The 13,027-nt window shown below is 39.1% G+C and carries 8 protein-coding genes; 3 read left to right on the top strand and 5 right to left on the bottom strand.

Features of this window, described 5'->3' with window-relative positions:
- From PQG52_RS01020 to PQG52_RS01030, 3 genes are read right to left on the bottom strand one after another with little or no spacing between them, the layout of a single operon-like run.
- Nucleotides 1-3,285 carry an efflux RND transporter permease subunit gene (locus PQG52_RS01020; RefSeq protein ID WP_271827494.1) on the bottom strand — a complete coding sequence of 1,095 codons (3,285 nt, stop codon included), beginning with the start codon at nt 3,283-3,285 and terminating at the stop codon, nt 1-3.
- Entirely contained in the window at nt 3,282-6,410 is a 3,129-nt protein-coding gene (locus PQG52_RS01025; protein ID WP_271827496.1) for an efflux RND transporter permease subunit, read from the bottom strand. Before PQG52_RS01025 ends, PQG52_RS01020 begins: the two co-directional genes overlap by 4 nt.
- Nucleotides 6,411-6,444: 34 nt before the next feature.
- On the bottom strand, nt 6,445-7,470 hold the full coding sequence (locus PQG52_RS01030) for an efflux RND transporter periplasmic adaptor subunit (protein WP_271828156.1): 1,026 nt from the start codon (nt 7,468-7,470) through the stop codon (nt 6,445-6,447).
- 462 nt (nt 7,471-7,932) lie between these two features.
- Between PQG52_RS01030 and PQG52_RS01035 the strand changes: the two genes are divergently transcribed.
- From PQG52_RS01035 to PQG52_RS01045, 3 genes are all read left to right on the top strand, one after another.
- Nucleotides 7,933-8,343 carry a YtxH domain-containing protein gene (locus tag PQG52_RS01035; RefSeq protein ID WP_271789319.1) on the top strand — a complete coding sequence of 137 codons (411 nt, stop codon included), beginning with the start codon at nt 7,933-7,935 and terminating at the stop codon, nt 8,341-8,343.
- Nucleotides 8,344-8,503: 160 nt separating this feature from the next.
- A complete protein-coding gene (locus PQG52_RS01040; RefSeq protein ID WP_271827497.1) occupies nt 8,504-9,136 on the top strand; it encodes a ribonuclease HII in 633 nt (210 codons plus the stop codon).
- On the top strand, nt 9,133-10,230 hold the full coding sequence (locus PQG52_RS01045; protein WP_271789317.1) for a site-specific DNA-methyltransferase: 1,098 nt from the start codon (nt 9,133-9,135) through the stop codon (nt 10,228-10,230). The genes PQG52_RS01040 and PQG52_RS01045 overlap by 4 nt, the downstream gene beginning before the upstream one ends.
- Before the next feature lie 16 nt (nt 10,231-10,246).
- Here the strand turns inward: PQG52_RS01045 and PQG52_RS01050 are convergent, their stop codons facing one another.
- Together PQG52_RS01050 and PQG52_RS01055 are read right to left on the bottom strand one after the other, a co-directional pair.
- Complete coding sequence (locus tag PQG52_RS01050) at nt 10,247-10,879, bottom strand: hypothetical protein (RefSeq protein WP_271827498.1); 633 nt, start codon at nt 10,877-10,879, stop codon at nt 10,247-10,249.
- A gap of 45 nt (nt 10,880-10,924) precedes the next feature.
- Nucleotides 10,925-13,027 carry a DUF7408 domain-containing protein gene (locus tag PQG52_RS01055; protein WP_271827499.1) on the bottom strand — a complete coding sequence of 701 codons (2,103 nt, stop codon included), beginning with the start codon at nt 13,025-13,027 and terminating at the stop codon, nt 10,925-10,927.

Genomic DNA, 13,027 nt, shown 5'->3' on the forward strand with positions numbered 1-13,027 from the left:
TTATGCACCTTGTTGCCCTTTGTTTTTAAAGAAGAAACGTTTGAAAGGACGCCATTTACGCAATCTATCCATATAAAGATAAATTACGGGCGTTGTATATAAAGTTAATGCTTGGCTCATGACCAATCCGCCTACAATGGCAATCCCAAGAGGACGACGAAGCTCATTGGCATATCCGCTGGCAATAATCAAAGGAACGCTGCCAAAAGCTGCGGCGATAGTGGTCATCATGATTGGACGAAAGCGTAATTTACAAGCCAGTATGATGGCGTCTTTTGCAGCCATATTATCCATTTTTTCTGCATTGATTGCAAAATCAACCAACAAAATCGCATTTTTTTTAACAATACCGATTAATAGGATAATGCCAATTAATGCGATAATCGTGAATTCTTGCCCAAAAAGATCCAAAGCTAATAAAGCCCCAACCCCTGCAGAAGGGAGGGTTGATAAAATCGTGATAGGGTGAATATAACTTTCGTACAAGATTCCTAGTGTCACATAAACAGCAAAAATTGCAGCAAATATCAGAACAAGACCACTGCTGCTATTTTGTTGATATTGTGCGGCATTCCCTGAAAAACTGCCAGAGATATTTTTGGGAAGATGAATATTAACAGTCTCTGATTTAATGAGTTGAATGGCGTCGCTCAGCGACTTTCCTTTAGCAAGGTTAAATGAAAGTGTTGCTGATACAAATAACCCTTCATGGTTGACGCTCAAGGAGGTTAATGCAGGTTTTTTGTGGCTGACAATAGACAAAGGAACCATCGTCTGGCTAGAGGTCGAAACAGCAGAACCATTAGACGCGCCATTTCCCCCCGCTAATTGGTTTGCGATTTGGTTCTTGAAATTTTGTTGGTTAATTTTAGCTTCTTCGCTTAGATTAGTATTTGCTGAAACACGTATTGTGTTCGACGTTGCGCCACCGCCAGCAGTACCACCAGAAACGCTGACCCACGTACGGGCTAACACAGTTGAATTTTCTGCAAATTTAGGATCAACTTCCATTATAACACGATATTGGTTCAAAGGATTATAGATGACTGAAGCAGCTCTTTGACCAAAAGCATCATAAAGTGTGTTGGATATTAATTGAGGTGTAATTTGAAAACGTGGCGCTGTATCTCTGAGAATATCGACATCAATGGCTTCGCCACCTTGCTGCACGTCCGAGGAAACATCTTTGACAATATCTGAATGTTTTTGTAATGCGCTAACCAGTTTTGGCATCCAATCATATAAATCTTTCGAAGAGTCACTTTGTAATGTGTATTGGTACTCTGCATTACTAGAGCGCCCACCAGCATGAATTAATCCTGGGATGGTAATGTAAAATTTAGCGCCCACTAAATTATTTAATTTCTTAGAGATGCGAGTCACCGTTTCTTGGACAGTGCCAGTTCGTTTGTCTTTATCTGTAAGTTGGATAAAGACATTCCCTTGGTTAACCGCTCTGCCACCTGTAAAGGCAGAAATGGATTGAACATCTTTGTCTTGAACAATGATATTTTGAACCTCAATGATCTTTTTTCTCATATTTTGAAAAGAGATTGATTGGTCTCCTTGCAAATGACAAATTAAGATGCCTGTATCTTGCTCTGGAAAGAAACCTTTCGGCATGGTGATAAACAAGAACATCATTAAGATGATGGTAGCTGGAAGAGAAAGCACAACCAAGATAGGGTGTCGCAATGCGACTTGTAAGGTGTCTTGGTAAAAATCACCAAGAGCATTTATAAATTTTTCGCAGCTTTGACAGAGTTTCTCTTTGAATGTCAGTTTTCTTGTTGGGTCTTTGCGAGCAGGCCTGGTGAGCATATAGGCACACATCATTGGCGTTAATGTCAACGACAAGAACATCGAAGCAAGTAACGCAATTGCTAGTGTCATTGCAAATTCATGAAATAACTTACCAACGATACCACCCATAAAAAGAATGGGAACGAAAACCGCAATCAGTGAAACTGTGATTGAAATAATGGTAAACGAGACTTCTTTAGCACCATATAAAGCCGCTCTGATTGGCGAAAGACCTTTCTCTATATGGCGATTAATGTTTTCAAGCACGACAATGGCATCATCCACGACAAATCCTGTTGAGATAGTAAGTGCCATGAGAGAGAAATTATTTAAAGAATAACCTAATAAATGCATCATCCCGAATGTTGCAATAATTGATGTTGGTACAACAATTGCTGGGATAAGCAGAGACCGTAAATCTTGCAAAAAAAATAAGACAACCACCACCACCAAAACAACCGATAGAACAAGGGTCATTTGTGTATCTGCAAGGGATGCACGAATGGTTACCGAACGATCGATGGCAACTTCAATAGTTGTATCAGAGGGTAAAGCAGCTTGTAATTGTGGTAATGTCGCGTTAATTGCATCGGTAGTTTCAATAATATTCGCACCTGCTTGGGGGAAGACAACGGCAATAATAGAGGGATCATTATTATAAAATCCTGCATTATGAATATCTTCGACACTATCTTTGATATCAGCGACGTTTTTCAGCATGACAGGGGCATTATTTCGATATGCAATGACGATGCTTTTATAATCTTCTGCCTTTGGTGCTTGATCGTTTGTCGCTATTTCATACCGCTTATCGCCTTCATCGATAAATCCTTTGGGGGTGTGGGCATTGGTGGAGGCAAGAGCAGCTCTGACATCTTCAAAACCAATGCCATATTTAAAGAGAGGAAACGGATTGAGATCAATACGAACAGCGGGGAGAGAGCTGCCTCCAATTTCAACTTGTCCAACCCCTTGGATCGCTGAAATTTGTTGTTGTAAAACATTGGTTGTGTAATCGTATAATTGTGCCAGTGTTTTCGTTTTCGATGTGATGGCAATAATCATAATCGGTGCAGCAGCAGGATTCATCTTAAAATAAGAAGGATTAGAGCGCATCGATGTCGGTAAATCAGCTCGTGCAGCTTGTAGCGCCGCTTGCACGTCACGGGCAGCACTGTTGATGTCACGGGATAAATCAAACTGCATAATGATTCTGACCTGTCCTTGAGTGGACTGAGATGTCATTTCATTCGTGCCAGGGATTTGCCCTAATCTTTTTTCAAGAGGGGCTGCAACGGAGGTGGCAATTTCCTCTGGTGTTCCTCCAGCTTGTTGTGCCCTTATCATAATCACAGGCATATCAACATTTGGTAAATCTGCAATGGGTAGTAGTCTATATCCTAAAATACCGCTTAGAATCAAAGCGATTGTTAAGAGAATAGTCCCAATCGGGCGTTTAATAAAAAGCTTGGAGATATTCATTGCCCAGCTTTCTTTGCCATCGTGAGGTTACGCAACCATGTGCTGAATCTGGCCATATATAAATAGACAACAGGGATAGTAAATAGCGTTAATAGTTGGCTGGCAACCAATCCCCAAAAGATACAAATCCCCAGTGGGTGGCGTAATTCTGATCCTGTACCTGTTCCCAACATCATAGGAATAGCAGCAAACATTGCGGCTAATGTGGTCATCAAAATCGGACGGAACCGAAGGAGAGCGGCTTGATGAATAGCTTCTAAAGGTGGTTTCTTTTCAACTCTTTCTGCTTCTAGGGCAAAGTCAATCATCATAATGGCGTTCTTTTTTACAATGCCAATTAAGAGAACAATACCAATAATCCCCATAATATCTAGGTTACTGCCATCAATCCACAGTGCGAATAATGCTCCGATTGCAGCAGAGGGCAGGGTTGATAAAATAGTGACGGGATGAATAAAACTTTCATATAAAATCCCCAACACAATATAGACAGCGACAACAGCGGCAATAATTAAGAATAGCTCGTTACTGAGGCTTTTTTCAAAGGCAGAAGCGACCCCTTGGAAATTAATCATGAAACTTTTAGGCAGGTTGAGCTCTTTTTCAGCTTGTGTAATGGCCTGGGTCGCATCTCCCAAAGAGGCACCTTTGGCAACGTTAAAAGAAATTGTTGTGGCAGGGAATTGCTTGTAGTGTGTGATTAGTAAAGGTGCTGTTGAGTATTTAACGGTTGTAACTCCCAGTAATGGCACTAAACCAGCGGTTGGATTACGCGTTGGGCCACTGGTTGATGAAGTGCTGCCACTGATGCCAGGAAGATAAAGTTGGCTTAGTGATTTGATCTGTTTTTGGAATTTCGGTTCAGACTCAAGAATAATTCTATATTGATTGGATTGTGTATAGATTGTTGATACCTGACGTTGTCCAAAAGAATCATACAGAACATTATCAATGGTTTGAGGGGTAATAGAGTATCTGGCTCCAGTTGTGCGATCTAAGATAATGTTGGCAACAGGCCCTTCAGCTTGTAGATCAGAGGTTACATCGGTCAGAATTGGGTTTTGCTTTAATTGTTCTATTAATCGTGGCACCCAGATTTGGAATTGGTCATAATCTGGATTTTCTAACAAGAATTGATATTGTGTCGCACTAAATGACGTTTCTAGTGAAAGATCTTGTACGGCTTGTAAGTAAAGCTGGGTTCCAATGACTTTATGGGCGGCAAGGCTTATTCTTTTAGCGATTTCTTGTGCTGTGGCTGAACGTTGACTGCGTTCTTTCAGGTTAATTAAAAACCGGCCTTGATTAACCGTCATATTTTGACCATCAATCCCAATAAATGAAGATAGGCTGACGACGTCAGGGTCTTTTAAAATGACATCTGCAAGTTCTTGTTGTTTTTTAGAAACAACTTGTAAAGAAGATGTTTGCGACATCACAGACATGCCTTGCAAGATGCCATTATCTTGCGTTGGAAAAAAGCCTTTTGGTATATAATAAGCAAGCACGATCGTTAGGACTAGGGTAAAAATCGTCATAAAGAAAGTGGCAGGTTGATGTCTAAAAACGAATTGCAGCCCTTTGTCATATAGCTTAATAATTCCATGAATAAGTCGATCAAAAAAATGCTCTTTTGGTGACTCTTTTTGTTCTTGCAACATGCGTGCGCATAGCATCGGAACCAATGTCAACGAAACAATTGCTGAGATAATAATGGTCACGGATAAAGTGACAGCAAATTCATAGAATAATCGCCCAATCACATCACCCATAAAAAGCAAAGGAATTAAAACAGCGATTAATGAAATGGTTAATGAAATAATGGTAAAGCCAATTTCTGCTGAGCCTTTGAGGGCTGCGGTCATGCGATCTTCACCCATTTCAATGTAACGGCTGATATTTTCAATCATCACAATCGCATCATCAACGACGAACCCCGTCGCAATCGTTAATGCCATCAAGGATAAATTATCTAAAGAAAATCCAAGCAAATACATAATGGCAGCGGAGCCAACGATGGATAAGGGAACAGACAGGCTGGGAATAATAGTGGCGGAAATATTTTTTAAGAATACAAAGATTACGCCGATAACGAGCAGAATTGCAAGGAAAAGCTCTAATTTAACATCATGAACTGACGCACGAATAGTAATCGTACGATCGGTCAAAGGCGTTAACGTGATCCCAGAGGGTAGGGAGCTTTCTATTTGGGGAAGAATTCTTTTGATATTATCAACAACGTCAATCACATTTGCACTGGGCTGGCGTTGAACATTTAAAATAAGAGCTGGCGTTTTATTTGCCCATGCTTGTAATTGTGTGTTCTCTGGCCCTTGGACGACGGTGGCAACATCGCGTAATCGAACAGGCCCCCCATTATTGTAAGCAATAATTTGGTTTAAAAGTTGTTCGGGACTTTGTATTTGCCCATTGACTTGCAAGGTAATAGAACGTTGTGGTCCATCGAAATTTCCTGTTGGTGAGTTAACGTTCACATTGCCGATGGTTGTACGAACACTGTCTAGATCAATTCCGTAAGAAGTTAATTTTGGAATATTCATTTGAACGCGAATAGCTTTGCGTTGTCCCCCTGATAAGGTGACTAATCCTACACCTGAAATTTGACTGATTTTCGCTGCTAGTCTGCTATTGACGTAATCTTCTACTTCTGTCAGAGGGAGAGTAGAAGATGTAATGCCCAAAGTAAAAATAGGGGTATCGGCAGGATTTACTTTTGCATAAATCGGTGGGGTTGGCAGATCACTTGGTAGCAAAGAATTGGCTTGGTTGATTCCTTCTTGCACTTCTTGAGCAGCAACGTCCATAGACATAGTCAGGCTAAATCGTAAGGTAATGACCGATGCTCCACCCGAGGATTGAGATGTCATTTCATCCAGCCCAGGAATTTTACCTAGTTGTGTTTCCAAAGGTGCTGTGACAGAGGTCATCATGACTTCTGAGCTGGCACCAGGATAAAAAGTACTGACGGTAATGGTTGGATAGTCAACTTGAGGTAAAGCAGAAAGCGGTAAGAAGCGATAGCCTAATATTCCGCAAATTAGAATAGCAAGCATGAGCAAGGTTGTTGCTACAGGACGCAGAATAAATAGACGCGAAGGATTCATTAGATCGTATCCAAAATTAAATGGTCGTTAAAGATTATTGTGGATTATTAGGGATAGTAACTTTGGCACCATTACGCAGCTGATCTATACCATCGGTTACAACTTTGTCATTTAGCTTTAATCCTGATTCAATGACGGTATTTTCCCCGTCATTATATCCTGTTTTAATATTTTGGAGTTTAACGGTGGAATTATCTTGCACAATATAAACAAACGAACTATCAGGTCCTGTTTGAATGGCATTATTGGGCACTGTAATCACATCATGCAAATTTTTGACCAAAATATGTGCATTGACGAACTGATTTGGAAAAAGCTCCCAGTTTGCATTTGGGAAAATAGCACGCATCCTTACTGTCCCCGTTGAGGTATCAATTTGGCTATCGATAACGCTGGTTTTCCCGTCGGCTAGTTTTTCCGTATTATCACTATTCCAAGCTTCTACTGAAAGTTCAGATTTTTGTTTAAGGGCTTCTAACACCATACTCAGCTTATTTTCTGGAACGGTTAAAATCACTGAAATTGGGGCCATTTGTGTTAAAATGGCAATTCCATTGCTTTGCCCTTCGGTCACATAGTTCCCGGCATCGACTTGTCTGATCCCAATGCGTCCATCCACAGATGCACGAATATGCGAATACATAATATTCAGTTCTTGTTGTTTGATTAAAGCTTGGTCTGCTTTAATTTGCCCTTCCAGTTGAGCCACCTTATATTGTTGGTCTTGAGCCGTCATAGGGGCGATACTATTTTGTTTTAATAATTGCTGATAACGCGCATTATCTAGTTTTGCTTGTTTTAAGGACGCTTCATCAGATTTTAATGTTCCTTCATATTGTGCTTTGAGCGCTTCGTAAGGACGTGGATCAATTAAAGCTAATAAATCCCCTTTTTTAACCATTTGCCCTTCGGTAAAATAGACTTGTTGTAAATATCCTGAGGTCCTTGCTGGCACAGTAATATTCGCAATAGGAATAACCGTTCCAAGTTCAGTAAATATAATCGGAACATTTTGATGTTTTGCAACTGCAACTGCAACAGGTTTAGGTAAAATTGCCATTTTTTTCTCTGAGGAAGGGAAAAAAGAATTTACAAAACGATATCCTATGACCAAGATAATCATCAGAATGAAAAAAAGGAAAAACCTTTTTATCCATTTATAATTATGAGAAGTGGAAGGATTTTCTGTTGGCTGATTATTTTGAGGTGCAGTGGACGAGGACATTCGTTTTACGATCTTTATGATAGGTTTGATCAAAATAGTTTATATTTAATATATTTATTTAATTTTTATTTGCATAGAAATAATGATAATTTTATGACGTCACTCACAGAAATTGCATTTTTTAATAATAAATGTTTTTAATATACGATTATTACAATGAAATTATTCATATAGTTTTTTTATTTTTTGTTGAAATGTAAGGATTTATTTTGGATTAAGTATGGACTTTATAAAATTCTATTGTCATAATTGAGATGTTATAAAAGATTTAATTTTGTTTGGAAGGAAGATAATAAAATGAGTAAAGATCTAAAAGATTCCGTCAAAGATGTAAGCGATAAAGTTGAAGATGCTGTAGATCAAGGCAAAGAACAACTTAAAGATGCAGCAAATAAAGCAAAAGATAACATGCACGATCTTAAAAATGATGCAAAAGACAAATATCACGATGCTAAAAATACCGTTAAGGACGGGCTTCATGATATGAAAAACAAAACTGATGATCATTTTTCTGGCTTTAAAGGCAAAGCTGAAGACTTTGCAGCAAGTGCTGAAGATGAATTTAATCGCTTATATGGTGACGAAGGAAAATTAGAATCCTTAGTTAATTTCGTTCGCGATAGACCGATCCTTTCAATGGGCGTAGCTGGTGTCGTGGCGGTTGTTGTAATGAAATTACTTAAATGTTGCTGTCGCAAGAAATGCTAATTTTGTTATTTATATAAAATAATTATAAAAGCTGTTTTTTCTATTAAAAAAAGAAAAAACAGCTTTTTTTTTAAATTTCACATTTTCCCTCTATTCTTTTGCGACTCGTTGAGTATATTATGGTTTCGTGAAAAAACCGATATAGAGTACTTAGATATAAATGCAATATGCCATAGAAATAGCAGGGGTCGATGAAGTGGGAGTGGGATGTATTGCTGGGCCAGTTGTGGCTGCAGCGGTGATGTTCCGAGGGTTTTTACCACAGGACTTGCGACATAATTTAGATGATTCAAAAAGAGTAAAACCTGCCCTAAGAGAGCAAATTTTTGCACGGCTTATGGATTTACCCCAAACGTATATTGGTATTGCTGCTGCTTCAGTTGCTGAGATTTTGGTTTTGAATATTAAAAAAGCAGCAGCTTTGGCTATGAAAAGGGCAGTTCAAAAGTTGCGCGTTTTACCTAAGCTTGTATTGGTTGATGGAAATTCGCCTCCAGATTTTGAATGTATGGCACAACCAATTATCAAAGGAGATGGGCTTTCGTTTTCAATTGCAGCGGCATCTATTATTGCAAAAGTTATTAGAGATCGCTTAATGGCTCGTTTAGCAAAAAAATGGCCAGCTTATGGATGGAACAAAAATGTTGGTTATCCAACGGTTTTTCATCGTCGTGCATTGGAAGAAAATGGTTGCTCTCCGCATCATCGGCAGGGGTTTGTCACGATTAAACAACTTTCTTTTAAAATGAATTTGAAAACTAATGAGGCGGCATTCGTGTCGGAAAAACTATGAGCGGTGCTGTCATGTTGGATCTTCCTTTGGATCAAGTGGTAAAGGGAGAATGTATTCAGGTTATGAAAAATCTGCCATCGGCATCAATTGATTGTGTTTTTGCTGATCCTCCTTACAATTTGCAATTACAAGGAGAGTTGCGTCGTCCTGATGATACTTTAGTTGATGGGGTTACCGAAGAGTGGGATAAATTTCAAAGTTTTGCTGCTTACGACCAGTTTTGTCGAAATTGGCTAAAAGAATGTCATCGGTTGTTACGAAAAGACGGCACAATTTGGGTCATTGGTTCTTACCATAATATTTTTCGTATTGGTACAATCCTACAAGATCTTGGCTTTTGGATACTTAATGATATTATTTGGCGTAAATCAAACCCAATGCCAAATTTCAAAGGACGACGTTTTACGAATGCGCACGAAACGTTGATTTGGGCTGCCAAAGGGGCAGATAGTAAATATCGATTTAACTATCAAGCGATGAAAACATTGAATGATGATATTCAGATGCGTTCAGATTGGTTTTTACCGCTATGTACAGGGAATGAGCGGCTACGCAATGATCATGGGTTAAAATTACATCCAACACAAAAACCTGAAAGTTTACTTTATCGAGTTCTGTTGTCATCAACAAATATTGATGATGTTGTACTTGATCCTTTTGCAGGAACGGGAACCACGTTGGCCGTTGCCAAGCGCTTGCAGCGTCGTTTTATAGGGATTGAACGTCATCCTGATTACTTAAAAGCAGCCAAAGCACGGGTTGAAACAGAAACGCCACTGCCAGTCAAAGATATTAAGATTTCACCAGCAAAGCGTGAAATTCCAAGAGTACCTTTTGGGAATCTGATTGAACAAGGCTTTATTCAACCTGGTACTGTATTAATGGACCGTCAACGCCGCGTTTTTGCAACAGTGACCTCTGATAGTACAATTGTCAGTGGTAATCAAAGAGGGTCTATTCATAAGATAGGCGCTGTTGTAACCAATGCGCCTTCTTGTAATGGGTGGACATTTTGGCATTTTGAAAAAGACGGTGCGTTACATGCATTGGATGTTTTACGCACTGAATATAATCAAACCATGGGACAAAAATAGCAAGTCTTCACAAATATTATCTATTTTGGAACCCTAAGAAGCCGATTTCAGGTTTAGGGGTTCCACTATTTTGTTCACTATAAGCAGAACCATTAGAAGCATTTATTGTTCCACGTTTGTTTTTACCTTTGACAGACATACGTGCTTTACCATCTTTAACAGTCACGCCAGATGCTTCCGTAGATACGCTAGCAAGCTGTTGTGGAGAGTTGTTATAACCCCGCATTGACAATAATAGGAATGTAATACGGTCTCTATTGAGGTCTACAGACATTTCCAAAGGCGTTTGTCCTAAAATATTAGCAGCATGCATATCAGCCCCACGGCTTAATGCTTCTTGGGCTTGGCGTAAATTACCAGTATTGATTGCATCGAACAATAATTGGGTTGGATTTTTATCTTTCTCTCCAGGATTTGCATTATCATCTTGATCGTCATCATCAGATGCCTGTGGCTGTGGGTGTTTTGGCTGATGTTGAGGATTTTTTTGTGAATGTGGATGTCCTGTGACTGTTTGTGCATGGGCAGAAACAGATGAAAGAAGCATCACCATATAGGCAGAGCCTAGCAATGAAGAAAAGAAAGGCAATAAACGAGCTTGAGAGTTCATGATGCTATTTTCCGTCGCATTAAAATCGATCCTAGACATTAAGTTTTTCTGTGTATCAAATCAAGTCTTAATATAGTGGTTTGTTTAAGAGAAACTTTCTCTGTACCATGCCATAAAAATGCTTCCTAATCCAACAATTAAGGCCAACCATGGGGATAGAACAGGATGAATAGATTGCTTTGTTGTTGTATAAGTAACATGTTCAGGAAATTCCATAGTGCTAGAGCTGTTTACACTAGGGTTGTTTTTTACAATTTTCATTTCAGGAATTGTCAGGCGGTTGGAATTATCTCCTAACCAATAAACATGCCCATGTTTTTGTAGAAAAGGTAAAAGTTTTTGCTGTGTCACAGCAAGATCAGTCATTTCTATTGGATCAGAGTTTTGAGGTGCTGCATAGGTTGTTAAATCACCATTGGTAATTTTCCATAGACCATCTTCTTTAGCTGGAATAGTTGCGGTGGCCTGGCCATTTTTTAGAGTGGTAAAATGGAGAGGCTGTACTGAACCTGAGGGAGAGGTAACTGTAAATTCTTGGTTTTGGTCACTATTTTTTAAAGTATGCCACTCAACGGTCAATTGTTGATTTTTGATAAAAGCAGAGAGCTGCTCTTCTTCAAGTTCAGGTTCTTTCATTAACCAATGGGAAAGACGGCGAAGTAACTCTGCTTGAGGGCCTTGTTCATGAATGCCTTTTGACCACAGCCAGATTTGATCAGAAAGCAGTAAAGCAACACGTCCTTTATCAACACGATTTAAAATCAATAACGGGGATTGATCCGGGGCTTGCATAAGAACTTGCCCTTCCGTGTGATCGGCTTTCAGATAGCGATACCATGATCCCCATGTTGTATTTTCTTTATTTAGCCCTTTTGTAACAGGATGTTTTTGCCCCATTTCTGTCAATGCAGGTTTGAATTGTTGTTCAATAATACTATTTGGTGAAGATACAGTACCAGGTAATACAGAACGTAGCGGTGAATTTTGTAATGAGAATTGTTGCGCGAACTCAGGGCCTGCGATCAATAATAACCCTCCACCGTTTTTCACATAATTTGCAATGCTGGCGATATAATAAGAGGGTAATGTGTATTTATTTTCAAAACTATCCAAAATGATTAAATCAAACTGGTTAATTTTCTGCATGAACAATTCATTAATTGGGAAAGGAATTAGAGCCAACTCAGAAACAGGGATATTCTCATTTTGCTCTGCTGAACGTAAAATCGTAAAATGAACAAGATCAACAGAAGGATCAGATTTCAATAGGCTGCGCCACGCGCGCTCCCCTTGGTTGGGGGCGCTGGAAACCAATAACACTCTTAATTTATCTCGGATACCATTAATATATAAAGTTTGATGATTATTAAGATCTGAAATCTCGTTTTTTAAAGGCGACACAGATAAGCTAATCAGATTTTTACCTGTATGGGTTACGGGTATCGTGATATTTTGAGGTTTCCCCACAGGAACTTGCATATTTATGGGTTGTTTATCTTCCTGTATGATTGTGAGAGCTGCTACTGTATTCTCTTCGAGTTGATCTCCCGTATCATTAATTTGAACTTGGATGGTCGCTTCTTTACCAACAATCGTATAGGCAGGGGCGTGAATGATTTTCAAAGAACGATCTGTTTGTTCCTTGGATGCTGGTAATAACGCATAAATAGGAATGTTTTTTTTATTTGGTAATGTAAGATATTTTGGGAATTCTTTTGGCACATCATGGATTTGACCATCTGTAATTAAAATAACACCACCCAGTTGAGATGTTGGGATCTGGTTGGTTGCTTTTTGAATCTCTTGAAAGATTTGTGTTCCTTGTTGGTATCCATTTTTGACATTGATAATTTTAATGCGTGCATTTGCAGGCACTTTACTTTGGAGTTGTTGTAAAGCTTTATTCGCAATCTGTTCACGATTGCCAATCGTCATAGAACTGGATTGATCCATAACGATTAAAATTGTTTCAGGTAGAATTTGTTGATGGTTTTTAAGAACCATCGGTCCTGACAACCAGATGAGCAAGATAGAGAATGCAATAAAACGCCAGATAAGACCCTTATAGGATTTGTTCAATAGACTGAATAATAAAACCAATAAACATATAACAGTAAGAACAATAATCCCCCAAAAGGGTAACAACGGATCAAAGTGCAGGTTCAATGAAGAAAATGGTTGAGGCAT

The sequence above is a fragment of the Commensalibacter communis genome (assembly GCF_947179105.1).
Taxonomy (GTDB): Bacteria; Pseudomonadota; Alphaproteobacteria; order Acetobacterales; family Acetobacteraceae; genus Commensalibacter; species Commensalibacter communis.